This window comes from Mucilaginibacter sp. (assembly GCF_039921305.1).
Classification (GTDB): Bacteria; Bacteroidota; Bacteroidia; order Sphingobacteriales; family Sphingobacteriaceae; genus Mucilaginibacter.
Window position 1 is genome coordinate 1 of sequence record NZ_JBDSCA010000066.1, and the last position, 24,246, is coordinate 24,246.

General features: G+C 40.1%; 32 protein-coding genes, 1 tRNA gene and 1 pseudogene. 9 read left to right on the forward strand and 25 right to left on the reverse strand.

The window, feature by feature from the left end; translation table 11 throughout:
- Positions 1-839, forward strand: a pseudogene (locus ABIN91_RS19350) (chemotaxis protein CheR); the annotation flags it as partial.
- Between the two features lie 206 nt (positions 840-1,045).
- On the opposite strand, the gene ABIN91_RS19355 reads toward ABIN91_RS19350, so the two are convergent.
- Positions 1,046-1,966, reverse strand: coding sequence for an IS3 family transposase (locus tag ABIN91_RS19355; RefSeq protein WP_348053093.1), 921 nt, complete (start codon positions 1,964-1,966; stop codon positions 1,046-1,048).
- A gap of 2 nt (positions 1,967-1,968) precedes the next feature.
- Positions 1,969-2,373, reverse strand: a complete 405-nt coding sequence (locus ABIN91_RS19360) for a hypothetical protein (RefSeq protein WP_348053094.1) — start codon at positions 2,371-2,373, stop codon at positions 1,969-1,971.
- Between the two features lie 43 nt (positions 2,374-2,416).
- Here ABIN91_RS19360 and ABIN91_RS19365 point away from each other — a divergent pair, with 43 nt between their 5' ends.
- Positions 2,417-3,367: an ATP-binding protein gene (locus tag ABIN91_RS19365; RefSeq protein WP_348053122.1), complete on the forward strand. Its 951-nt coding sequence runs from the start codon at positions 2,417-2,419 to the stop codon at positions 3,365-3,367.
- 10 nt (positions 3,368-3,377) lie between these two features.
- Positions 3,378-3,746: a response regulator gene (locus tag ABIN91_RS19370; protein WP_348053095.1), complete on the forward strand. Its 369-nt coding sequence runs from the start codon at positions 3,378-3,380 to the stop codon at positions 3,744-3,746.
- A gap of 104 nt (positions 3,747-3,850) precedes the next feature.
- Here the strand turns inward: ABIN91_RS19370 and ABIN91_RS19375 are convergent, their stop codons facing one another.
- From ABIN91_RS19375 to ABIN91_RS19420, 10 genes are all read right to left on the reverse strand, one after another.
- Positions 3,851-4,006: a hypothetical protein gene (locus ABIN91_RS19375; protein ID WP_348053096.1), complete on the reverse strand. Its 156-nt coding sequence runs from the start codon at positions 4,004-4,006 to the stop codon at positions 3,851-3,853.
- Positions 4,007-4,113: 107 nt separating this feature from the next.
- Positions 4,114-4,347 carry a helix-turn-helix transcriptional regulator gene (locus tag ABIN91_RS19380; RefSeq protein ID WP_348053097.1) on the reverse strand — a complete coding sequence of 78 codons (234 nt, stop codon included), beginning with the start codon at positions 4,345-4,347 and terminating at the stop codon, positions 4,114-4,116.
- A gap of 171 nt (positions 4,348-4,518) precedes the next feature.
- Complete coding sequence (locus ABIN91_RS19385) at positions 4,519-4,710, reverse strand: hypothetical protein (protein WP_348053098.1); 192 nt, start codon at positions 4,708-4,710, stop codon at positions 4,519-4,521.
- A gap of 8 nt (positions 4,711-4,718) precedes the next feature.
- Positions 4,719-5,603, reverse strand: coding sequence for an ATP-binding protein (locus tag ABIN91_RS19390; protein ID WP_348053099.1), 885 nt, complete (start codon positions 5,601-5,603; stop codon positions 4,719-4,721).
- Positions 5,604-5,671: 68 nt separating this feature from the next.
- A complete protein-coding gene (locus ABIN91_RS19395; RefSeq protein WP_348053100.1) occupies positions 5,672-5,947 on the reverse strand; it encodes a hypothetical protein in 276 nt (91 codons plus the stop codon).
- 266 nt (positions 5,948-6,213) lie between these two features.
- Complete coding sequence (locus ABIN91_RS19400) at positions 6,214-6,594, reverse strand: hypothetical protein (RefSeq protein WP_348053101.1); 381 nt, start codon at positions 6,592-6,594, stop codon at positions 6,214-6,216.
- A gap of 4 nt (positions 6,595-6,598) precedes the next feature.
- Positions 6,599-7,351, reverse strand: coding sequence for a hypothetical protein (locus tag ABIN91_RS19405; protein ID WP_348053102.1), 753 nt, complete (start codon positions 7,349-7,351; stop codon positions 6,599-6,601).
- A gap of 52 nt (positions 7,352-7,403) precedes the next feature.
- On the reverse strand, positions 7,404-9,122 hold the full coding sequence (locus ABIN91_RS19410) for a HEPN domain-containing protein (RefSeq protein WP_348053103.1): 1,719 nt from the start codon (positions 9,120-9,122) through the stop codon (positions 7,404-7,406).
- A 21-nt stretch (positions 9,123-9,143) separates the two neighbouring features.
- Positions 9,144-9,818, reverse strand: a complete 675-nt coding sequence (locus tag ABIN91_RS19415) for a hypothetical protein (RefSeq protein ID WP_348053104.1) — start codon at positions 9,816-9,818, stop codon at positions 9,144-9,146.
- 52 nt (positions 9,819-9,870) lie between these two features.
- Positions 9,871-10,149, reverse strand: a complete 279-nt coding sequence (locus tag ABIN91_RS19420) for a hypothetical protein (protein ID WP_348053105.1) — start codon at positions 10,147-10,149, stop codon at positions 9,871-9,873.
- A 125-nt stretch (positions 10,150-10,274) separates the two neighbouring features.
- On the opposite strand from ABIN91_RS19420, the gene ABIN91_RS19425 reads away from it, so the two are divergent.
- Together ABIN91_RS19425 and ABIN91_RS19430 are read left to right on the forward strand one after the other, a co-directional pair.
- Positions 10,275-10,682 (forward strand): helix-turn-helix transcriptional regulator, encoded by a 408-nt coding sequence (locus ABIN91_RS19425; protein ID WP_348053123.1) that lies wholly within the window; start codon positions 10,275-10,277, stop codon positions 10,680-10,682.
- 387 nt (positions 10,683-11,069) lie between these two features.
- The gene (locus ABIN91_RS19430) at positions 11,070-11,873 is read left to right on the forward strand and encodes a hypothetical protein (protein ID WP_348053106.1); all 804 of its coding nucleotides are present in this window, start codon (positions 11,070-11,072) and stop codon (positions 11,871-11,873) included.
- A 94-nt stretch (positions 11,874-11,967) separates the two neighbouring features.
- Here ABIN91_RS19430 and ABIN91_RS19435 read toward each other — a convergent pair whose 3' ends face one another.
- The 7 genes from ABIN91_RS19435 to ABIN91_RS19465 all read right to left on the reverse strand — a co-directional run bounded on the left by ABIN91_RS19435 (position 11,968) and on the right by ABIN91_RS19465 (position 16,321).
- A complete protein-coding gene (locus tag ABIN91_RS19435) occupies positions 11,968-12,432 on the reverse strand; it encodes a hypothetical protein (RefSeq protein ID WP_348053107.1) in 465 nt (154 codons plus the stop codon).
- A gap of 54 nt (positions 12,433-12,486) precedes the next feature.
- Positions 12,487-13,353, reverse strand: a complete 867-nt coding sequence (locus ABIN91_RS19440; RefSeq protein WP_348053108.1) for a relaxase/mobilization nuclease domain-containing protein — start codon at positions 13,351-13,353, stop codon at positions 12,487-12,489.
- Complete coding sequence (locus ABIN91_RS19445; RefSeq protein ID WP_348053109.1) at positions 13,350-13,736, reverse strand: hypothetical protein; 387 nt, start codon at positions 13,734-13,736, stop codon at positions 13,350-13,352. The genes ABIN91_RS19440 and ABIN91_RS19445 overlap by 4 nt, the downstream gene beginning before the upstream one ends.
- Positions 13,737-14,011: 275 nt before the next feature.
- A complete protein-coding gene (locus ABIN91_RS19450) occupies positions 14,012-14,359 on the reverse strand; it encodes a helix-turn-helix domain-containing protein (protein ID WP_348053110.1) in 348 nt (115 codons plus the stop codon).
- A 108-nt stretch (positions 14,360-14,467) separates the two neighbouring features.
- The gene (locus ABIN91_RS19455) at positions 14,468-15,511 is read right to left on the reverse strand and encodes a hypothetical protein (RefSeq protein ID WP_348053111.1); all 1,044 of its coding nucleotides are present in this window, start codon (positions 15,509-15,511) and stop codon (positions 14,468-14,470) included.
- Positions 15,512-15,615: 104 nt separating this feature from the next.
- A complete protein-coding gene (locus ABIN91_RS19460; protein ID WP_348053112.1) occupies positions 15,616-15,993 on the reverse strand; it encodes a TraR/DksA family transcriptional regulator in 378 nt (125 codons plus the stop codon).
- Positions 15,994-16,247: 254 nt separating this feature from the next.
- Positions 16,248-16,321 (reverse strand) — tRNA-Asn (locus ABIN91_RS19465).
- Between the two features lie 87 nt (positions 16,322-16,408).
- Here ABIN91_RS19465 and ABIN91_RS19470 point away from each other — a divergent pair.
- Positions 16,409-17,326, forward strand: coding sequence for a PfkB family carbohydrate kinase (locus ABIN91_RS19470; RefSeq protein WP_348053113.1), 918 nt, complete (start codon positions 16,409-16,411; stop codon positions 17,324-17,326).
- A gap of 64 nt (positions 17,327-17,390) precedes the next feature.
- A complete protein-coding gene (locus ABIN91_RS19475) occupies positions 17,391-18,377 on the forward strand; it encodes an aldo/keto reductase (protein ID WP_348053114.1) in 987 nt (328 codons plus the stop codon).
- Between the two features lie 334 nt (positions 18,378-18,711).
- On the opposite strand, the gene ABIN91_RS19480 is transcribed toward ABIN91_RS19475, so the two are convergent.
- Entirely contained in the window at positions 18,712-20,241 is a 1,530-nt protein-coding gene (locus ABIN91_RS19480) for a hypothetical protein (RefSeq protein WP_348053115.1), read from the reverse strand.
- A 210-nt stretch (positions 20,242-20,451) separates the two neighbouring features.
- Between ABIN91_RS19480 and ABIN91_RS19485 the strand changes: the two genes are divergently transcribed.
- Positions 20,452-21,159 carry a DNA alkylation repair protein gene (locus tag ABIN91_RS19485; protein WP_348053116.1) on the forward strand — a complete coding sequence of 236 codons (708 nt, stop codon included), beginning with the start codon at positions 20,452-20,454 and terminating at the stop codon, positions 21,157-21,159.
- A gap of 46 nt (positions 21,160-21,205) precedes the next feature.
- Here the strand turns inward: ABIN91_RS19485 and ABIN91_RS19490 are convergent, their stop codons facing one another.
- Together ABIN91_RS19490 and ABIN91_RS19495 are read right to left on the reverse strand one after the other, a co-directional pair.
- Complete coding sequence (locus ABIN91_RS19490; RefSeq protein WP_348053117.1) at positions 21,206-21,619, reverse strand: VOC family protein; 414 nt, start codon at positions 21,617-21,619, stop codon at positions 21,206-21,208.
- A gap of 214 nt (positions 21,620-21,833) precedes the next feature.
- Entirely contained in the window at positions 21,834-22,016 is a 183-nt protein-coding gene (locus ABIN91_RS19495; protein WP_348053118.1) for a hypothetical protein, read from the reverse strand.
- 121 nt (positions 22,017-22,137) lie between these two features.
- On the opposite strand from ABIN91_RS19495, the gene ABIN91_RS19500 reads away from it, so the two are divergent.
- Complete coding sequence (locus tag ABIN91_RS19500; RefSeq protein WP_348053124.1) at positions 22,138-22,383, forward strand: CHAT domain-containing protein; 246 nt, start codon at positions 22,138-22,140, stop codon at positions 22,381-22,383.
- A gap of 148 nt (positions 22,384-22,531) precedes the next feature.
- Here the strand turns inward: ABIN91_RS19500 and ABIN91_RS19505 are convergent, their stop codons facing one another.
- The 3 genes from ABIN91_RS19505 to ABIN91_RS19515 form a co-directional block, all read right to left on the reverse strand.
- Positions 22,532-22,948: a DUF5655 domain-containing protein gene (locus tag ABIN91_RS19505; RefSeq protein ID WP_348053119.1), complete on the reverse strand. Its 417-nt coding sequence runs from the start codon at positions 22,946-22,948 to the stop codon at positions 22,532-22,534.
- 175 nt (positions 22,949-23,123) lie between these two features.
- The gene (locus ABIN91_RS19510; RefSeq protein WP_348053120.1) at positions 23,124-23,681 is read right to left on the reverse strand and encodes a histidine phosphatase family protein; all 558 of its coding nucleotides are present in this window, start codon (positions 23,679-23,681) and stop codon (positions 23,124-23,126) included.
- 63 nt (positions 23,682-23,744) lie between these two features.
- Positions 23,745-24,110 (reverse strand): response regulator, encoded by a 366-nt coding sequence (locus ABIN91_RS19515; RefSeq protein ID WP_348053121.1) that lies wholly within the window; start codon positions 24,108-24,110, stop codon positions 23,745-23,747.
- Between the last annotated feature and the right edge of the window lie 136 nt (positions 24,111-24,246).

Sequence of the window (24,246 nt, forward strand, 5' to 3'; positions counted from 1 at the left end):
ATAAGAAATCCGACCTTCCTGTTTCTAAATCAGCTTTAGCCGATCAGATCAATCTGGCCATATTGAAAGAATCCGGGTTTAGCGGTGTTTGTACCGATGAAAATTTAATGGTTATCCAGTCATTTGGTAATACCTCGATTTATCTGAAAAGTGAAAACTTCAATCATGATTTGATTGAATTACTGCCGGAAGACTTTTCAATCGCTTTTAAGGCGGCGGCACATAAAGCATTGAAGTTGAATGAAAAAGTTTTATTGAGCGATGTAAACTTTGAAGGCATACCCATTTTAAAAGATAGTTCGGTTAATGTCCTGATCTCTCCTTTTTTTATAGAAAGATCAGAAAAACAAATATTGCTGATCTTGTTTTCTGAAAATCTAATTAAGTCAGTAGAAAAGAATATTATTAAGAGCATCGACATAAATGAGCTTACCAAAGAGCATGTTATCAATCTGGAACATGAACTTGCCGAATCAAAATATAATCTCGCTGAGGCTAATGAACGGGTTGAGTCAACTAATGAAAATATGCAATCCTTTAACGAAGAGTTGCAGTCTGCCAACGAGGAAATGCAATCCGCTAATGAAGAAATGCAAAGCACTAATGAGGAATTGCAATCTGTGAACGAGGAATTACAAACCATCAATAAAGAACATCAACTGACTAATGCCGAATTGACCGAATCAAACGATGACCTCAACAATTATTTCCGCAGTAACTTGAATGGTCAGTTGTTTGTTGACCATGACATCATGCTCAAAAAGTATTCACCAGGTGCGGTCAAACATATTAATGTCCGGGATAGCGTGTCTCGTCCTGGTTTTACTTGTCGTTTTTGAGTAGTAATACTGGAATCAGTTTACACTATAATTCTATAGTCCTGATTTTACTTTACAAGGGTACGCTTTTCTTTTTTCTTCCTAGCTGAAAGCTTACCTCTTATTGTTATTATTATCGTGTTAGGATGTGGGAAACTCCTTCAGTTTTCCATATCCTAATGCGTTTTTCTTTTTTTGCTTCTTTTTTTCTTTTTACCAGTACGGTGTCAAATGTTGGTAACCTGATTTTCCTCCTTTCCTTTTTTTGGTCGAGGGTATCCCTTCCAACGCTTTTTGATTTCACCGGACATACCATGTGCTTGATCCGGCGTATGGTAATTTAGGCTCGCATGAGGGCGCCTCCCGTTGTAATGGCCGATGATGACTGCGATACTTTTCTTTGCCTCTTTGTGATTCTGATAGACTTTTTTAGGGAAGAACTCATTCTTGATAATTCCGTTAACTCGCTCGGCAAGTGCATTTTCATAGGGACTGCCGCTTTGGGTCATACTAATGGCAATTCTATCCTGGTTCAGGATGGCCGTATAGTTTTGAGAGCAATATTGGATTCCCCGATCAGAATGGTGGATCAGAATAAATGGTGATATCCGCTTTCTATTCTCTACTGCCATTTCCAGGGCTGCGATGCAACCAACTGCTTCCAGGCTGGGATGCAGGGCATATCCAACGATCTTCCTGGAATAGGCATCCGTAATCAGGCTCAGGTAACTGAAGCCTTCCAGCGTACGGATATAGGTGATGTCGCTCACCCAGAGCTGCTCCGGTCCTGACAATGAAAGATGCGTAATCAGGTTAGGATACTTTCTTAACCAGTGATGGGAATCCGTTGTTTTAACCATTCGCCTTCTCCTGCGGATCAATAATCCATGAAAACGTAACAGATCATACAGCGAGTCACGTCCCATCTTTATATCGTGCTTTTCCATCTCCGGAATGAGCATATGTAATAGTTTTCTGGTTCCAAGCATAGGAACAGCAGCACGGAACTCACCAACCAATGTCAATACAATCATATGTGCAATGCTTGTCCTTGCAGCCTTATGATGAGCTAAATAGTAAGCCTGACGGCTTATACCAAACAGTGCACAAATAGCTACCAGTGTATATTCTGGCCGCTTTTGCCGCATTCTTAAGACTGTTTGGTACCACGCTTTTTTCGAATCTTGATATGTAGGTCACTTTCTGCTACCTCAATCATCGTTTCCAAGGCAACGTTCTTTAATTGAGACAGCTCTAATGCCTTAGTAAGCTCATGTATCTTTTTGATGAGTAATTTTGATTCTTGACTTTGAGTCATCCCTGGAAGCGATGAAGTGTTGTCCGCATTCAGCAAAGTAGTCAAATTAAGCTTACCTGCCCATGCTTTGATGGTATTTCTTGGAACCCGGTATTTCCGGCTTGCCCCAAGGCAACTGATCATCCCCGTTTTTATCTCTTCAACAATCTTTATTTTGGTCTGTTCTTCGACCTTGTCAAATGGCTTACGTCGTATCACCGACGCTACTTTCTTTTTCTTTCCTGCAATTGCTTTCATTTTCTTGTCCTAGTGACAAGCTATACCAGGACGAGACAGCGATATTGGCCGTCCTTTAAGCAATATTACGACCAATATTAAATTTGAAACACTCATAGATGATGTTAAACAGGTGATGATTGACGGGAAAACGATTACCAGGGAGGCCGAGGCATCAGATGGAAAAGTGTACCAGGTCATGACCATGCCTTATATCAGGAAAGAAAGCAAAACGGGGGACGGTGCGATTATTAGTTTTTATGATATTACGGAATTAAAGAAATTACTTCACGACCTGGATATCAGCAATAAAAACTTCGATAAAAGCAACAAAAGTTTGCTACGGATAAACGCCGATCTGAATAATTTTGTCTACGGCGCATCACATGACCTCAATGCTCCGATATTGAATATTGAAATGGTTTTAAAGATACTGAACAAAAAAATTGACAGCCAGGATCCGGACGTGATCAATTTATCAGTGATGATGAATAACGCCATTACAAATTTCAAAACCGTTATCAATGATTTAGGCAAAATTGGATTGATCGATGCAGAAATGCTGGAAGACAGCGAACCGGAAAGTTTTATTGATACTTTTAAAGAAATAACAGAGATCATATCCGAAAGGATAAAATTAGCCGGGGCGAATTTTTCGGTTGATTTCCAGGAAAAAGAAGTTAAGTTTTCTAAAAAGTATTTAAGAAGCATTATATTAAATCTGATCACCAATGCTATCAAATTTTGTCCCACTGACAGGAATCCTGATATTACAATCAGTACAAAAAAAGAAGAAGGCTTTATTCTGCTGACCGTAAAAGATAACGGCATTGGCGTAGAAAAAGACCGGATAGATTTTATTTTTAAAATGTATCAGCGGATCAATAACGATGTGGAGGGCCAGGGTGTGGGCCTTTATCTGGTCAAGAAGATAGTAGATGCTTCAGGGGGCAAAATAGAGGTAGAAAGCGAGGCCGGTAAAGGCAGTACGTTTAAAATATTTTTTAAAATTTAAATTATTCAAAATGACTAAGCGGATACTGGTTTTTGATGACGATAAGGACATTTCCTCGATCATCCGATATATACTGGAAGAAAAGGGATGGGAAGTACTTTGCAGCCTTAACAGTAATGATGCGGTAGAAAAAATAAAAACGATACAGCCTGCTATTATTATGATGGATAATAACATCCCTGATTTAGGTGGTGTAGCCACCACGCAACGGATCAAACTGGAAAAAGAGTTGCAACATATTCCAATCATTTTTTTTACGGCCAGTTCAGATGCACAAACCCTGGCAAAAGAAGCCGGTGCAGACGCTTGCCTTTCTAAGCCATTTGACCTGTTGAACCTGTATAGTGTAATCGAATCGTTGTTACTTCAACCCGTTTAATATTTTCCAGGCACATAAATTAGCTTATGGCCGATATTCATCACCGACTTTTAGGAGATCGTTTCGCTTTGCTGTTATAACAAAGTAATTGTTGTTAGCATCTATTAAAGTGAGAATAGTATATCCCTTTGTCCAATAGCCAATACCAATACCTTTATTGGTTTAGGATGCTGGTTTATTACAGATTCTTCGGTCACGACGGTTTTTGTGGTTGAACAACCTAAAAAAAACAAACAAAAGATCAATATGGTTCTTTTCATGATTATCCAATAGGGAATATCGTAAAAATACCTTAAATAATTTAACCCAGGTAATGTCTAAATTACTTTGTTGTTAATTCTAATACTGCAAGTTCAAAAAGCAATATTTATAATTGAGTAAAATCTAATAAGTCTTTAGGTTCAATTTCAAGCGCTTTTGCCAATTCAGCAAGGGAAAGGAGCGTGATATTAACTTTTCCAGTTTCATAACGTTGGATGTCGGCATATTCTACATTGCATAACAAAGCCATTTTGCGATAGGTCAGATTTTTAGATTGTCTAAAAAACTTAAGTTTCTTTCCAAATTGTATTAATATGCCCTTATCTAAATCGCTAATCATTCTTGTTTTAAATGATTAGGAAAAATGGACTAATATAATATCAAAGATGTTGTGCCATACCACAACAAAACGTAGGTTTGTTAACCTTTGAGTAGAGCATCCTTATTGGCATAAGGAAATTAAAGATCGATTAATGAACAGGATATTGACTATATCCACCGTCTAAGCTAATTAAACGACCGTTTTTCCAATATCTTCAATACCGTTATCAAGTAACCACTTTTTAAATGAAACAACATCTTTCGCGGTATGGTGTATGATACGGCCATCCGTAAGCATGATACTAAAAAGATCACCGGAAGATTTGAATTTTTTTATTGAAGCCAAAGATTCATCAAAACCCGGATATGTAGAGGCTATCATTTTGTCAATCACATAGCTATATAAAACTTAGTCCCTTTGCCCTCGGTGCTTTTAAAATAGATCGCGCCGTTATGCTGCTCGATACATTGCCTGGAAAAACACAAGCCCAGACCTGTTGACGCTTCTCCTCCGGTTCCCGGCCGTTGGGCTTTGGTAAACTTATTAAATACTTCAGGTTGCAGATGTTCCGGTATACCAACGCCCGCATCCACAATTTTTAATATCAATTTTTCGTCTTCAATTTTGCTGCTAATTTTAACTACACTCTGAGGATAGGAAAATTTAACCGCATTAGAAATTACATTTTGTACCGCTCTTTTCAAATGGCTACGGTCTATGCTCCTGATTACCGGTTCGGTCGACAGTTCGGTTATGATCTTAATGTCTTTAAGTAAGGCCAAGCCGATTTGTTCTTTAACGCATTGGCCATAAAAATAATTCAATTCGGTTTGTACAAGGCTTAGGGGCTTATTTTCGTCAATCTCGACATAAAGCAAATCTTCGAGTATATCCCGCCCATGTTTGCAGGACAGGTTACAGAGGTGTAAAAGATCAAGGTTTTCCTGTGTTTCTGTAGTTTCAATCAGTAAATTAACCAATCCTTGTAAGTTAAACAGTGGGTTCCTTAAATCATGAATTGCCCTTTGGTAATTTTGCTTGTTTTCACCAACGATTTTTACCAGCCTGTCCATAATTTTAGATAGGGTAACAATTCCGATGAACTTTTGACCGTCATAAACACGCAAGGAGTCTGTATTGTGGGCTTTCATCAGGTGATAAGCCTCAATAATCGTTTGTTGTGGCTTTACATGCGGTAGGTGCGTTATTTCCGGGGCTTCCTGTGTGAGGGTTGCCGGATTTAAGTTTCGTTCAAGCAGATCATTAATTTTCATCCAATGTGATTAATTATAAAGACTGTTTTTTTTAATTAGTACTAAAAGCATGACCTATAGAAATAAGATTATAAATGAGAATTTGTTTTTGTGAGTACAATCTCTCCGAAATGAATATTGAACTTTTTACCTACAAATTCCAATTCGTCGACAGCTTCAACGACTTGCCGAACTTCAAAAAGATGCTTCGGCCATTCCTGTCCTTTTTTGCTAAGTTTATAATAGTGGTCTTTACCTGCATACCATTCCTCCCGGCGTTCCAACTCGTGCCGCATAACATGGGCTGCTTTTTTCACACTTACGATAGCCTTATGAAACTCGTTCAGGTTTTTGATATGCGCCATTATTATGATAATAAGGATTAGGTGGGCAATATAATATATGTTGTGGAATATTACAACGATTTTGCTTAAAAAGAAAACCGGGAACTAAAAGAAAATCAGCGAACTAAAAGAAAAAGCCAAGCATCGCACCCAGCTTTTTCACCTAAACCTTATCACAAGTAAGCAGGTTGCTTACATTTGTAGCGCAATATAATATTATGTTTTGAAAATATAACATTGCTAAAAATAAATATGGAAAGATAAGCTATCCCTAACAGAATAATCAGCTATTCTTCTGAAGGTAAGTTATCTAATAGGTACTTCGCTCTTTCCTTGCTAACTGCTTTATGCCATTCTCTAATTATTTCACGCGCTGCATCTTCTGCTTTAGCAGAGTCGGTTTCCTTAATATTTTCGACAGAACTTGAAAATTTTTCAAGATAGTACTCGGTAAATTCTCTTTCCTTTTCATCCAAATGATCCTCATCATCTAAATAATCCAATAATATAAGGGTTGCCCATTTACCTTTATCATTTGAATGGGTGTAAAAATGAGGGAAAGAAATTTGATTTACTATTAATTGAACAATAGACTGAGGTTGGATAGAAAATATTTCACACAACATGCGAAAATCTTCGGGCAGGTCGATTTTAATATCTAACTCCATAATATTAATTATTGGGTTTGTTGGTTTGATTGTAATATTCTAAAAAGAACTGATGGTAGGCAGACTTGCGCTTTGCAAAGCTTCTTATGATAAACACCTTTGCATGAAACTGCTGGATTTTATCTATAAATTCTATTTCTAACGGTGTTGCAGGTTTAGTAGGATTATGTACGTTAGCATCAATTGAACCATTCATAAGCATAGCGAAAAAAGCCATTGAACTATTCATGGTAACTTTATTCAAACCTGCACAGGTTGTGTGATCTGCAAGATCGATTTTAGACATGAAGTATTCCAGGTATTCACTGGGGTAGTGATTATGAAGTTCACACAAGAGTTGAAAATCTTCATTCAAATAAATAACCCTATCTTCATCCAAGTACAATTTGTCTGTACTGTAAACCTTTTCCATCGCCTTAAAAAGGGTTTTTATTAATGGTTGACTTTTATTTTGCTTTTTTTTGAAATTGCCTTTTTGAAAGCCAATCTTTAAAATTCCTAAAATGCACTGGGAACAAAGTTCCCTGCTTTTAGCGAAAGCTTTTGATGGCTGCCCTCGTGAGTTAGGTAAAATATATTCGCTTAACGCATCTGTAGCCTCTCTATATCCTTTTGAATAGTCCTTACTTAATTCTGTATAAAATGATATATGGTCAATAAATGTTTGTAAAACCGCTCGCTCGTCAAAACATTGAACTAAGCAAGCTATCTTAAACTCCAATGGAATGTTAATTATGTTGGTTCTATTCGTTTTCATTGTTGAACATTTTATAAATTTTAGCAACTATAAAGTGGGCTGATTTTTCGTTTTAGCTTACGGCATTATAGTCCTCAACTTCAAATTCCGTCAACGTATCCAAATAGAGTTTTTCTGACCGTATAACAAAACTGTAAGACCTTGCATAAACTTCGTTTAAATCGTCCGGCTCAATTGGCTTGCCTATCGTGTAACGGAGTTCTGAATAGCTTTGAGATAATAACGCGAGTAATCTCCTGTCATCGGGTGTTTGCATAGGAAAGAAATCTTCACTATCGGGCCAAAATATCTTACATAAGTTTAGTAAGTGGGGTAAACTATAAAGATTGGGATAGTATCCTAAGAAGTTATATATAAGCCCTAAGCATGCTTGTTCAATACTTTGTGCCAACAAAGACAAGGTTACTTCAAATACATCATCCTTTATAAGCTCTACCGCCTTTAAAATGGCTGTAGCCCGAAATATTCTTCTTGTTGAGTAAGCTATTGTTTGGTTGCGACTAATTTCATCGCAATTTTCGGAGATAGTCACCTTGTTAAAAAGGTTGATTTTTGAATATACGATTTGGCCGTTTCCAATTACAGTAACAAAGAACTTGTTCTGATTCTCGATTTTTTTGATAACCTCTTCCTTTGCGTGGATATATAGATTAACTCTGATACCATCCACCTCGTTCACTATGCTTTGAATATTATTGGAATAAGGATTTGACAGGGAACTAATTGCCAAAAGATCATAATGTAAAGTGTTTTTTTCATCATTTTTCCCGTGGTTAAACAGATGAGATCTGACCGATTGAAAAATAGTGTTCCCGAAAACGTAAATTTGATCCGGTGCTATATTTTCAATGATTAAAAAGATTACCTCTTTGAGTTTACGGGAAGCATTAAAAAATTGACCTGTCTGCTCATTTGTGCATACACCGGGCAGTTGCAAATTTAGATTTGCAACTGCTACATCAGTTTTATCATTTTCAAATGACAGGGCTTCCGCTTCCTTTGCATCAAGCAGCGCACTCAAATCATCAATTATTGTTGCTGACCTCTTTTGCAGCAAATAAGCCCGGTGAAACAATGTTGCTATAAAATTTTCATTCACCTTGTGATTTTGCTCGTATCGTACAGCAGAATAGGCGTTGTTAATCGTTTTAAGAATTTCCTTTTCCTCTATTGTATCAGCAGGAAATAATACACCAAGTTGAGGTATAAACGGAATTATAAACGATTGGTGAATGCTGATACTATGGGTCTTTTTTTCTTTTGCAAGGATAGCTAATTCAATTGCTCTGTAAGTCAACTCGATAAACTGATGAAGCATAAACACTGTTAAGCCCGGTTCGTTCTTCTCACTATAAAAATTCGCACCCTCCAAAAAAGGAGTCGCTTTTCCAACTCCGTCCTTAAACTGAACATTAGCTTCATTTTTCCAAACCAACAACTCATTAGCTTTAGGTAACGGTAAACCTGGGCTATTTTCTTTATTGTAAAGTAGGTTTTGGTCAACACAAGCGATATGAAAGAATAAATTGCCTGATTTTAAAGCTGACCTAACTTCACTTGTTTGATAAAGTGTGAAGCTTATGCCCTTATTTGCGTTCGTTGCCATTTTCACAAACGGCTCTAACTCTGTAAATTTCTTTCCATTACTTGCCGGGAGTAAAATGATCAGGTGATGCGTATCAACATCTGCGTAGTTAAGACAATATATTTTTTCTACCTGTACCTTATCAGCAATCAAGTTAGCTATTTGCTTCAAATCTTCTTTTTCCATGATTATTACTTTTTGATGTGATTAAACCTTAGCCAATACCTTTATATACATACAGCCATCCTTACAATTGATTCGTTTTAACCTCGGATACCCCTTTTGTTTGAGCAAATCCATTAGGGCAGCTTGTACATACCGGGGATCAAGTATATTTGAACCAGATATTCCTCTAAATCGCTTATAAAGCTCTAAGGGTGTGCATGGTTCTAAGAAAAGATAACCATCGAATAGGATTTGTAATATTCCGGCGGCTTCTTTAGCCGTTCGTTCATCTGAACTGCTATATCTTGTATGAGAGAGATTTTCTTCTATCAGACTAAAAAGTAATTCTTCCGATAAATCATCGTTGGCTTGGTACATATCATGGCGTATCAGTTCTGTATAGGTGGTTCTGACAATTCGGTACTCTGCCGGTTCCTGGTTATTAAGTTCATTAAATATTATTCCATTAAAGGACTTTTCTTCAAGTGCATGAACGTAATGGTTTATTTCGATTACGTCATAAATAGACGTTAATTGCTCTTTTAGTTTAATATAGTCGTCGGGATAGCCCATCAAAAAAGACACCTCTGCGGTATTGTATCCTTTAGATATACGTTTGACCATCAAGCTGTATAGAATGCAGATGTCTACACCAGACATCGTAGCTTTAAAAGTGTCTATTATCGGAACATGGGGGTCTGTAGAATTAGTTTCCATACTTTATCTATTAAGTTTCATCACTTGGTTAAATTAATAAGGGGTTTCTTGGTCAACCTCGTAAATTCTTAGTTGCTTTTTTTTCGTTAAGCTGCTCTAATAACTCCTTTTTCTCGTTCTCGCTTTGTAATATACGCCCCTCTAACTCGGCAATCAGGGGATGGTTTTCGTTGTCATTGACGACAATGTGCGGGGTTATATCGCTTAAATCGTCCTCATCCATTTTATTGATAGTGAGGTTATCGTTGTTAGCAAACGTCTTGTTATCATGTACATGATTTATGATAACTACGTTGTTATAAAAGTTGATGGTATTGATCGTTACTTTCATGCTTGATTTGCTTGGTGATTAGCCAAATTTCAGGAAAGGCAATTGCGTATAAAACCCAAATCATGTGTATTTTACTCGTTTACTCGTTATTTTTACCAACAGGAAAACTTTGTATATTTGGAGATATGGAAACAGCAGCTAAACCATCCAATAACCATATAGGGCGAAAAATAAGCCGTATTCGAGAATTGCGCGGGATTAAACAGGAGACAATGGCCGCCGAATTAGGGGTAAGTCAGCAAACAGTATCACGTATGGAGCAAAGCGAAACTATTGAGGATGATGTATTAGCAAAAGTTGCCGGGGTATTAGGCGTTTCAGCCGAAGCTATAAAGAACTACAGCGACGAAGCGGTGATTTATAACATACAGAATAATTACGAGGGTTCACATAATCAAGGGCCTGTTGGTACTCATAATACTTGCAATTTTAATCCTTTGGATAAACTGCTTGAACTTTTTGAAGAAAATAAAAAGCTTTACGAGCGTTTACTTCAGACTGAAAAAGAAAAAAACGCATTGTTAAAGAAATAATTAACGCTCTGCTAACTATACAGATAAGTATTGTTCAATTAACCCTGCTTCTTCTCTATTGTTATAAGAGTTAAATTCATTGGCTTTCCATTTGGTTAAATGGTATCCGCCGCAGTGAATACAATAATAACCCCGCCTTTGGGCAGGTTTGCCCTGACGGTGTTTGATGCGTTTACCATTTATATCTTTGTGTTTTCTATAACCCCATTTGAGATTGAACATGACCAGCCGGGCTTCCAGTAAGGAAGAAAAAATGACTTTTCCCGTAGCTGTGCATTTGGTTACCATAATAGACCTGCCTGTGGTACATTAAGCTAATGTACCAATCTTGTGTTTGTAAATCAATGGTATGTGATGGATTTAGCAGAGAATTTTTAATTTTGAAAGATGGCAAAGCGAAAGCAGAACAATCAAACCAACCAATATGACAAAATTTTCCGGGAGAATATGGAAGCTGCCCTCCCTGGAATTATGGAACATTTACTTGGTTTGCATATCGTAAGTAGTGAAGAATTACCGGACGATGTACAACATACGAAAGAACGCCGCCCTGATCTGTTAAAGAAGGTTACTGATAATACTGGTAAAATTTATGTGCTACACATGGAATATCAGGCCAAAAATGATATGGACATGGCTTACCGGATGGCGGAGTACAGTATCATGCTTCAACGAAAATACCGCCTGGATGTAAAGCAGTATGTTATTTTCATTGGAATGGGAAAATCCAGGATGCCCCAAAGTATCCAATCAGAAGATTTTCACTTCAAATATCACCTAATGGCGTTATCTGCCATAGACTATAAAATCTTTCTAAAATCTGACAGGCCGGAAGAAAAGATATTAGCAATTTTAGCTAACTTTGAGCAAGACGGCGCGGTTTTAGCTATTAAGAGCATATTGCAGGAAGTAAAATCTTTTGCAGGGAGCGATTTGGCAGAAGATCGTTATTTTAACCAGTTGCGGATGTTAGTGCAATTGCGTAACTTAGAAACACAATTTGATGAAGCTATGGAAGCGATAACAAAATTCTTTAAAGAAGAAAAAGACCCGTTTTTCCGCCGGGGTGAGGCTAAAGGCCGGGAAGAAGGAATAAAAGAAACAGCATTGAAAATGAAAAAGAGCGGTTTGGAAATTAGCCTAATAGCTAATATTACTGGCCTTTCTGTTGAAGAAGTTGAGAAATTATAATTTTCCCCCTAATAATTATACTTGAATATTAAAGCCATTGCATACGCAATGGCTTTTTTAATTTAAAACATTGGATTTCACTAAGCTTAATTTGTTATCTCATTTTCGCTGACAAATCCATGTGCTTGCTGATTAGTGTGTAACAAATGATAAGAAAAACTAAACCCAATATTCCCCATATTGCCCTGGTAAGCATGATCCTGTAATATTCCGGGCTTCTAACCTGTTCGGGAAATAAGGTAAGCCGCAATTGCCTGACAACAGGCTTCGGCCCTTTTTCAATAACCCGGCTAATGGTCAATAAACCAGTATTAATCTCGCCTTTAATGCCGGATAGATCGGGTTGCGATGCTTTAACCTCAATCTTGGCATACTTGCTTTCAAAACTATTCACCAGTGTGAGGGTTTGTTTTGACATCTCTGCTAAGGTATTGTCTTTTTCTTCCAGTTTAGCTTCCTGCATTTTCATAAATGCCAGTACCTTTTCTTCCTGCTTAAATATTTCTTCAAGCATTTCTTTAAGGGTCATTTCATCAATTCCAATTTCCTTGCTTTCCATAATCTTAAATTGTTAGTGGTGGTTTATCAATTATATTTTATAATTCTCTCCTTATTACCGTGATATTCCCCCGGAATACCTGTGTTGCTCCGTTTGTTCTTTTGCCAACTCTTCTTGCCGCTTTTGTTCACGTATCTGCTGCTGTTGTTGCTGTTGACTGATTAATTGTTGCGCTTTCAGTGTTTTCTCAATATCTGCTAAACTGTATCCGACCTGGCTGCCCTTAAACCGTACCATTTGTTCATCAATAAAAGCGATGCCCCTGCCCAGCTCGACTTTGTAACCCTGCTTTTCCATTTGGACCTTGACTTCGGCAACACTACCGGATTTGCCGATAGCCCATACTAATGTTTCTTTCAGCCGTTCCTTTCGTTTGTCAATGCGCTGGCTTTGTGCTACCCTTTGTTCGGGCTTTAAAAACTTGTTCGGGCTTAATACCTGGGTTAGCTGATATTGCAGCTCCATCTTTCTGCACCAGGCCGCCATGCGTTTATAACTGTTGCTGTCACTGGCTGTCGGCCCCTCGTATCCGATCCGGTTGGCGACAACATGCATGTGCTCATGCCCCGTATCCGCATGTGTGATGGCTACAAATTGTTTGTCTGCAAAATCAAACTCCTTAGCCAGTGCCTGCGCGATGTCAATTTGATCCTGCCGGGTTAGTCTGCCGTAATCATCGGGGTGAAAACTGATACTGGCATGGAACACAGGCTTGCCCACTTTTTGGTTTAGCTGGCTGACCTCGATGAACTGCCGGATCAGTTCTTTCTTGGTGCCAAAACATTCATTATAGTGAATGACCTCGGCCTGCTTCTTCGCTTCTTCCAGTTTTTGCAATTCTTCAGTTTCCTGCCTACGCCCCTCATGCAGATATTTCAGGCAGCCGCTAAAACTTTTTCCGGTTACGATTTTGCCGATCATTTGACATAAGCTTTAATATCCAATACTAAACCATGTATCTCCCTCACACCCTGGTTAAGTAATGCTCTTTCCAAAGCGTTCAGTTCATCACCACTGTTGCGCTTGCGTGCCAGTTGGTTCATATTGGATGCCACATTATTGAGCCTCCCCGTGAACTGCAAAACCTCTTTAGGCAGTGTCCTGACTTTGACCTGTATCCTGGTTTTCAAACCCAGTTCCCGGAGAAACTCCGATACGGTCATACCCGCTCTTTTAGCATTGACCTCAATGAGCTTTTTCTCCAGTGGGGTACACATCGCGGCGGCGATCTGCCGCCGCTTGTGCTGTTTGGCAGGGCGGCCTGTTTTGACTTCCGGCTTGCCTGTTTGTGTTTCCTTTTCCATATATAGGTATAGCTTTATATGTATTTATTTGTCTTATCCAACTCTTAAAAAATCCCCCCGAATGCGATAGCATGAGTGGGGGCCAGCGAGTTTTGGCATAGCCAAAACATAGCTGGCTCCCCAAAAAGCGTAGAAACCGCTTCGCGGTTCGGAGCTACTGTTATGCGCATCTTCGATGCGCCCTCAGCGGCTCGGCCGCTGCTGCCTTGCAATGCCAAAGGCATTGCAAGGCAGCTAATACAATTGCATTTTCCAGAAATTTATATTGCCTGAAATCAGGACTTACTCCGGCGTTTAGTGATGGAACGGCGCGGCAAAGCAATGCTTTCCCGAAGCTCGTTAGTGGTATGCTTCCGGCCTTGCCTGATCCATTCTTCTAATTCGGATTTGTAGAAATAGAGCCGCTTGCCCTGTTTGTTTACAGGTATCTCTTTGCGGCTGACCTTACTGTAAACAGTGGGTACAGCAAGGTCTAAGAACTTTGCCGCTTTTATAATATTTAGCGGCTCATCCTGTTCCGGTTGTTGTAAGTGCTGTCCGGTTAACAGGGCTTCAATGTTGCTGACTTTTTCAAGTAGCAGGGTTACCGCCTCGGGTAATTTGTCAAATGTTATTATTTCCATTGCACATCATTTTGGTTTGTTGTGCAATAGTAGTGGCTTGTTTTGCTGGGTTACAAGTGGGTAAACAGTAACCCCACTGCTACCCCCTCATTTTTTTGCAATAATGTGTTATTTTTTATTCCTGGGAGCAGGTAGGATGAGAAATTTATCCTCCTTTTGTTCGATTTGCAGGATAGGAGATTTGCAAGGGCGGGAGTGTTCTGACATTAACCCGGACAAATAATCGTCCGATAAGTTCCTAACTTCAGATTGATTATTAATATACTTGAACTTCGGGGCTATCCATTTTTGCAGATCGATCATCCGGCAACTGACGATCATTCTCGCATCAAACAGTTGTTTGAAGGCATCAGCCAGTTGATTAGCCTGGCCCCGGAACACCAACGGGGGGTCTGGCGTTTCATCTTCAAGCAATAGTTTTTCCAACCTGGCATGATCTTCCGGTATGAAATAGTCTTTGAGGATATGGTAGAGTTGGGCGGTTGTACCTGCGATAAAGGTTGGATAGTGGCCGATTGGTTTTGCTACCTCTTGGGCTTCTATCTGTTCTTCTATTGGTTCTCCTGCAACTCCCGCCTCGGCTGGTTTATTCGTCATTGGTTCGGGCATTTTGGAATGGAGAAATTCAGCAAAGGTGGGCTTAGGCGGTGCTAAACGTTTTTCAATATCGCCAATCAGTTCCTTTAAAAACATCTCCCGAAGTTTAAGGGAATCGCCCAAATCTTCTACGAACTGCCCCGAAATCGCAATACCGGAACTGTCGCTTTGTAAATTCTTTACGATAAAAAGTGTGTCGAGCTGAATGGTAAATATATAATGACTTTTATAATCTTGTGTCCATTCCTTGTGATTATCATGCCAATTATTCCAGAGCTGCTTAAACCTTTCTGCTACCTTATGCAATTGTTCCAATTGAAGCCCCATTTGCGTTACATCTAAGGTTAGCAAGTCAATAAAAGCCATGTCTTTCAGTATACGCAGTTCACTTTTGTAGGAAAAGGAATTATAATACTGCGTTTCCTCGGTTATATCATAGGCATCCATCCGCTGTGTCTTACCATGCTCAAAATTTTCATAAAAGTTTATATCCTGTGGAATTATTCGTAGGTTAAACGTTTGCAAACGGATAAGAAATTCTTTTAGGTGCTGCATATTGGTAGATGTAGAATAGCAAATTTAATATATGCTGGCGAAAGAAAAAAAACAGCGGAATGATTTAGGGTGTGTTATATCATATATCACCTAAACATCAAATCTTATTGCTTTAATTTTGCTTCCATACACATAGTGGTGTGAGGGACTGCACGCAATCGTTCCTTGGGGATCAGTTTACCAGTTTCCCTGCAAATGCCATAAGTCTTATTTTCAATCCGAACTAAGGCGGCTTGCAATTGCTCTATAAATTTTTGCTGACGTGCGGCTAATTGATTTGTTTGCTCTTTCTCCATCGTTGCAGAACCGTCCTCCAATGTCTTATAAGTCCCGGAAGTGTCATCCGTCCCGTTAACGTTGGTAGAGCTTAGCGATTGGGTAAGAGTTCCCAATTCCCCCTGGGCTGTTTGCAGTTTATCCAATATGATTGTTTTAAACTCTTGCAAATCTGTTTCAGAATATTTGGTTAATAAATTTTCCAATTTGGCTATGACTAAGTAGAAGATTTAAACATCAAAATTAATGGTTTAGTTTTTAGCATCGGATATTTACTCGTCAAATCATATCAATTGCCCTCATTATCACTTCAAAACTTATTGATTTAAGGGAATTAATGTGTTAATTCATTTTCAGGCAAAATGTATTTTTACTCATTCTTTGCGCTAATTGTGTGAGAAATGTGTGAGAATAAAAAAACCCAACTCGCCAGAGTTGGGTTAATTCATTGATTTTCAAGCTCCTGAGCCTGGACTCGAACCAGGGACCCTCTGATTAACAGTCAGATGCTCTAACCAGCTGAGCTACTCAGGAGTGTTTTCCGGTTTGGAGTGGTGCAAAAGTATGATTATCCATCTAATTTCACAATATTTGTACAAAAAAAATTAAAATATTTCTTAAATGAGTTTATTAGTTATTGGTACTGTGGCATTTGACGCCATTGAAACGCCTTTTGGCAAAACAGATAAAATTGTTGGCGGCGCTGCTACGTACGCAAGTTTAGCCGCTTCATACTTCTATGATCAGGTTAAAATTGTAGCCGTTGTGGGCGATGATTTTCCAGCTTCAGAAATTAAAGACTTTAATAATCACCATATTAGCACAGAAGGTTTACAAGTTAAGCAAGGCGAAAAATCATTCTTCTGGTCGGGAAAGTACCATAACGACATGAACAGCCGTGATACCCTGATAACCGAGCTTAATGTTCTGGCCGATTTTGATCCTATCATTCCTGAAAGTTACCAGGATTGCGAATACCTGATGTTGGGTAACCTAACCCCGCAAATTCAGCAAACGGTAATCAATCGTTTAAATAAGCGTCCTAAACTCATCGTAATGGACACCATGAACTTTTGGATGGATATTGCCATGGACGATCTGCTGAAGACCATCAGCATGGTTGATGTATTAACTATTAACGATGCCGAGGCACGTCAGCTATCCGGCGAATACTCATTGGTTAAGGCCGCCCAAAAAATATTGGCTATGGGCCCTGAATATCTCATCATTAAAAAAGGTGAACACGGTGCATTACTGTTCCATAAGGATCTCATCTTCTCGGCCCCAGCCTTACCGTTGGCCGAAGTATTTGACCCAACCGGCGCTGGCGATACGTTTGCCGGTGGCTTTATTGGCTACATGGCAAAAGCAGGCGAGGTTAACTTCCACAACATGAAGAACGCCATCATCTATGGTTCGGCATTGGCATCGTTTTGTGTTGAAAAATTTGGCACCGAGCGTTTAAAAGGTCTTACCGCCGATGATGTAAAAGCCCGCATACAGCAATTTGTGAGCTTGGCATCATTCATTATCGAGTAATATTCAAATAACACGCAAACCGGATACCGGCTTGCGTGTTGTTCCTTTAAAACATACCGCTATTATGAAATACAGGGAATTAGGCAACACCGGCGAAAAACTATCTGCAATAGGTTTAGGTTGCATGGGCATGACGCACGCTTATGGCGATCGTAACGACGATGAATCTATCAAAGTACTCAACCTCGCGCTCGATTTAGGCATCAACTTTTGGGATACCGCCGATATTTACGGCCCGCATACCAACGAAGAGCTGATCTCGAAAGTGTTGGCCCCAAACCGTTCCAAAGTATTTATAGCAACCAAATTTGGCTTCCTCGAGAATGGAACCTATGATCGCTCTTTTGATGCCTCGCCCGCTTACGCGAAAAAAGCCGTTGAAGCCAGCTTAAAGCGATTAAAGGTAGATGTGATCGACTTATACTACGCTCACCGCGTTGACCCAAACATTCCGCTCGAAGAAATGATTGGCGGCATGGCCCAATTGGTAAAAGAAGGCAAAGTGCGTTACCTGGGCTTATCCGAAGCTTCTGCAGAAACGTTGCACAAGGCTTGCAAGGTTCACCCCATAGCCGCTCTGCAAAGCGAATACTCCTTGCTTACCCGCGATCCCGAAGATAAGATCATCCCAACTTGTAGCGAATTGGGTATTGGCTTTATACCTTTTAGTCCGCTTTCGCGTGGATTGGTAACCGCCACCTTACCAACCGATGCAAATGAGCTAAAGTCAAATGACTTCCGGCATACCATTCCCCGTTTTCAGGGCGAGTATTTAGAGAACAATAACAAACTGGTTGAAGACTTTGCAAAACTTGCCGCCGATAAAGGCTGCACCCCGGCACAACTGGCCTTAGCCTGGGTACTGGCACAAGGCGAGGGTATTATCCCCATTCCTGGCACCAAAAAAACCAAGTACCTCAAAGAGAATGCCGGCGCGGTAGATGTCGAACTAAATCAATCCGACTTTGCAGCCATAGAAGATGTCTTGAAAAAACACCCCAACACCGGCCCCCGCTACACCGAAGCAGGCATGAAACTGGTGGATAAGTAAACGATTATAAAGCGCTGACAGAACTTCACCTCTCTTTTCGGCATTGGCTGGTTCGGGTAGTACCGTCCTAACTTTCACCACACCCTCTCACAGAAGTAGGCGCAGCCGAGAGTTTTTTTGGTTGCTTTTTTTGCGGAAAAAAAAGTAACATTCTATATAAGCGATAGGCGCTTTTCTACGACTAACCCAAATAACTCCAATAACAAAACATGGGTATTTAAATTTATAAAAGCACTAATGACTAATGAACCATTGAATCAATAAACGATAACACAAATATACGCAATATCTTAATTATTAAAAAGTTACCATAATAACTCTAATAACCAAATCCTTACTTCAAATGCCTTGCCTTAAATTGAGCCATGTATAACGATGTTAATTCCAGCCCTTTTTTATTCTGACCTTCCCAATAACCATCCATACGGTCTTTAAAATGCCCGGGGTCTTTACCGCCATGCAGGCCAATAGCATAATTCTGGCCGCTAACCCAGGGTTTTTGCACCGCCGCCTTTGATACCGTGCAGTTCCATAATATCTGCGTTACGCCACTCCAGCCATGTCCGCTGCCCATATTACCACGGTCTTGTATGTTGATCTCGCCATCGCTAACAATATTGTCATACAGCGTACCGCTGGCCCAACGGTGGTGGGGGCCAATATCGGCATGGGTATTTTTAGCCGTGCTGTTGTAAAAAACGTTAGGGCCGCAAACTTTCGCTCCCGTAACATAATCATGCCTGCCATCTTCGGCATGGCAATTCATAAATAAATTTAGCTGTCCGGTATTATTAAATGAATACCGTCTGCCACCCGTAATTTGCGATTTCGCATCCGTGCAAACGCAACCAGTAACCGTAATGTTTTTCGACCCCGTTTCGGTACTCACGCAAGCGTACCCAAAATACCGCGAAGCCACATTGCGCACCCAGCCATTTTCTACATTGCGAACAGCTACAGCTATCCATCCGTGGTTTTCGTCCACGTTATTGGCATATTCCGATTCAAAGCGGATATCCTCAACGCCAACCTCTTTTATCCTTCCGGGGAAATTGTATTTATAAATTGCGCCCCCACCATATTGTGCCTCCATCTGCATCACAACAGGGTTATCCATGTAAATTTTGTTGCCCTCAATCCGGGTTATCACACGTTCGTAATGAAGGTCGTACTCACCGGGTTTCCATTGTTTGGTACCGGGGCGGGCTACTATCTGGTCCATTTTTAAATCGTGGATCCAGCTCTCCGGGCTCGGCCTAAGCAAAATGATCTTATCACCAACCTTGTACCCCGCTGCAGATTGCACATTGAACGATTTTGCGCCCACCGGTACAAATTCATCCGTAATTTGCATCCTGCTGCCGCTAACTTCGTGTATCGCTGTATTACCGGCCACATGCAGCAAAGTGCGTTGTACAGCGCCCGTGGCAATAATAACCGTACCATCTTTACCCGATCCTTCGCCGCGTAACACAATGCCGCTGGTGCTGATACGTAAACTATCGGCAACTTTATAAGTACCTTTCTTTAACAGGATAGCGCCTCTAAAACCATTGGCATCAGGTTTAAGTTTGGCCACTTCGTTTATCGCATCTTGTATTAATTGCTGCCCGCTTCCATCTTTGGGTGCCTCAACTGTTTTCACTATAGACACGGTCGGAATCTCTCTATCACCCTCATGATAACCAACCCTGCTAAAATCGGGCAAGGTGTTACCCTGTTCATCGGGGTGGTAAGTTAGTGTGCCATCCGCGTTTAGCGTAACTAATTTTGATTGCCAGCCTTCGGCATATTTACTAAATGCTAGTGTACTTGCCGCTATGATGCAAAGCAGGCCTATGCGGGTTAACGATTTGATCTTCATGAATATTAATTTAGGGGCTCCTGGTTTATAAACGGAACCTTTGCATTCTGATCTAAATTATCAATAATATCATCGCCCGCCATTATGCTATGTTGGCATGTTATTCAATGAAAATCGCATTATTTGGGCATGTATTTTTATTCATCAGACAGGTTAAAATCCAAGCTTTATTTATAATTTTAATTAGATAAAGGTAAACCGGCAATTGCAATGACAGTACAAGAGATCATGACCTATCTGGAAGCCCACGGCAACGAAGGCATAAAAAAAATACTGGTAAAACACGGCGTAAAAGAGCCCTTTTTTGGTGTGAAGGTAGAGCACCTCAAACCCATCCAAAAAAAGATAAAAAAGGATTACCAACTGGCCAAAGATCTGTACGCTACCGGCAATGCCGATGCCATGTACCTGGCGGGCTTAATAGCCGATGATGAGCAAATGAGTAAAGCCGATCTGCAAAACTGGATAGGTCAGGCTACGTCTCAAAACATCATCGAATACACCGTGCCCTGGGTTGCCACCGGAGGTAAACATGGTTTTGAACTGGCACTGGAGTGGATCGATTCCTCTGATGAGGGTATCGTTGCCGCTGGATGGTCAACGCTGGCTAATTGGGTATCCCATCAGCCGGATAGCGAACTCGATATACCGTCGCTAAAAAGCCTGATGCAAAGGGTAGTTAAAACTATTCATTCATCGCCAAACAGAGTACGCTATACTATGAATACTTTTATCATCTGCGTAGGCTCGTATGTAGCGTCTTTAAATGCAGAAGCCATACAAGCCGCTAAAGATATAGGCCCGGTTATGGTAGATAAAGGTGGCACCGCGTGTAAAACACCCGATGCCGCCGAATACATAGCCAAAGCGATAAGCAAAGGCACACTTGGCAAAAAGAAGAAGGATGTTAAGTGTTAACTTTTTAACTTGATCTCTTTAGCCGGATAATGCTTGCCCCCGATTATTAGGCTTGTTGCTCAGGCATACCGTTTGGGTCCATCCACATAAATTCCCAGTGATGGCCGTCAAGGTCAGCAAAGCTATGTTGATACATAAAGCCGTAGTCGGTTGCCGGGTTAGGTATAGTGGCGCCTGCTGCTTCTGCTTTGTTTACCATTTCGTTAACGGCATCTTTACTATCGCAAGATATGCAGATAGCGCATTCTACAGCTTCGTGGGCATTTACAATTTTCTTTTCGGTGAAAGTCTGAAAAAAAGTTTCTGTCAGCAGCATGATATAAATCGTATCGCTGATGATCATACAGGTTGCTTTCTCGTCGGTAAATTTGGGGTTAAAAGTATAACCAAGTTTGGTGAAAAATTCTATCGACCTGTTCAGGTTTTTAACCGGTAGGTTCACAAAAATTTGAGTTGCCATAAGTTTTCTGTTTTAGTTTATCCAAAAGTACAGTTATGGCATGTACGCTCACATGTGCAAAAGCGACAAGTTTAGGGGGCAATCGCGACTTGTTTCTATCAATCAAATTACAGCTTAGCCAATAATTCCGTAGCCTTCGCCGAATTTGAATTACCGTTAGGAATAACTTTCAACCACTTCTTACAATTCTCCTTATCCTTCTGTTTAATATAGCTTAACGCGATGTAATAAGCCGCGTTATATTAAATGCCGATTCGCCTTTGTATAGTTTTTCTAAAATAAAGCGGGCCCGTGGTTCCTGCTTGTCTTCAATCAGAGTAATGGCGTAATAATAAGCTACCAAACTATTCTCCGGATGGGCCGCATATTCTTTCTCCAACAGCTTCTCGGCATTCACAAACTCCTTTTTGTTATAATACGCTGCCGCGCGATCTCATCGTGCTCGGCGCCTGTGGTACCGGCGACGGCCTGTTCGCGCAGGGCGAACGTATCATCAGCCTGTCACGTGGTTTTAGCGGATAGGCACACCAGCAACCATAGTCAGCCTATGGAACGTGAACGATGATGCCGTATCCGATATAACCGCCAGCTTTTACCACTATCTAACCCTAAACCAAAGCAGCGGCACAGCCCTCCATAATGCCAAACTCAACTGGCTCAACACAAGTCAAACATTCGATGCCATGTACCTGCCCTATTATTGGGATAGCTTAATTTTAATGGGCGCAAATGAACCGGCACATTTACAACCGCCATTTAACTGATCTGGGTTTATGCAGCAGCAGTAATTTTAACCGTTTTAGGAATAGCTATTGCATTAAGGAAGCGAAAATCTAAATTTTAAAAAGCATTAGCCTCGTGCGATTCCCCTCTTGAGAGGGTGGAGGGGTGTGTTCTTTCTAAACGATGCAACTAAACCCCATTCAAATAAGCCAGCCGCATAAACCCGCGCACTTCATCATTAATGTCCTCCTTAAAATAAAGGCGCAGGTGATGGTTATAATCATCGCTGCCCGGTACTAATTTGATCTTATTAAAACACAGATTATCCTCATAAGCCTGCTTAAAGGGCAATACCACATCAATAAAATTTTTACCTAACTGTATCACGTAAGCAAAACGCTTATTGAGCCTAAAACTGATCATGCTTTTGGTAGGGTGGATTACAATATTCTCATCAATATGGTCAAACTCATTTGCAAGGCTATCAAACAACTCCAGCGTATGCAAACTCTTGCCATTCAAAAAATCGGCAAGCTCCCTGTCATGGCACGAGTGCACCTGGTTGCTACGCGTAAATTCAAGCTCGCATAAAGGGCATTTCCACATATTTAGACATTTGAGATATGAGTATTGAGATAATAATCACAATAACTAAGATAACAAATCTTCGGTATTCAATTGGAGTTAGATTTGATAATTTTTTGATTTTGTCAAATCTTTTATGAGGCAAAAAGAGTAATTCGTGTAATTAGCCTTAATTGGAAATAATTAGTGCCAGCCTTTAAAACCCACAATCTGCCGATGGTTTCAAACCCTCTTTATCCTTGGTCAATACAGCTTTACCATTCACAAAGGTTACAATCCAAATACTATCATAATCATCATCGGGCCAAAGCAAACTATCTAATTTTACACCCAATGCCTGGGCTATGTAGGGTATGGCTTTGTGTTCCCAGCATAACAGTATGGTGCCGGTTTTGCTTTTCAAGTCGGTAGCTATTTCCTCAAAATTTCTTGTCAGGTGTTGGCTGTTCACTTTAAGGTTATACTTGCCCACTAAAGGGATCAGCGTTTGGAATGGCCTTGAATGCAGCGTTTGCTCAGCCATAGCAATTTGGGGCACATAAACAAAATCGGGTACTCCAAATTTTCCGGTAATAACGGGCGGTAAAAGCATCGCTCTGTTCAAACCCATGCAATTAAGGTTGTCACCAGGTACAGGCTTCTCGCCATGGCGTATCATCACTATTTTAAGCTTGTTGAGGTTAGGAATGCTTTGCGCCGAAATATGTTGAACTATTCCAGATATCATCAATAAAATAAACGCCAGTTTGTGCATTATGGTAACAGGGTTAATAAACCCCAATGTTACGCTTTACAATATTAATACAAGGTTAATTTATCAGGCCGCTAATTGCATTTCAATTTTATTCAGCAAACTATTAATATCAAAAGGTTTGGCCAAAAAATCATCCGGACCGCCCTTTTGTTTAATGCAATCATCCAAATCATGGGTTGCCGAAATTAATATCACCGGTATATTTCCGGTTTTTTCTTCCTCTTTAATATTTTGGCATATCTCACGCCCGTCCATATCAGCCAGCATTACATCCAGCAATATCAAATCAGGGTGGTATTGTTCTATATTCTCAAATACATGGTCTCCCCTGGGTTGGGTATGCACCTCATAACCGCTAAATTCAAGCACATCACGTATAGCGTTCAATATCGCTAAGTCATCATCCAATACTAATATTCGCTTACACATGGCATATATATTTATTTGTATTATAACCAGTTAAATCAATATGCGTGCCATAAAAACAAACGTGTCGTTTTTGTTATTAATTATAAAAAGGATGATAAAACTTATGCATTACCTTTGTCACGCACATTTAATATTA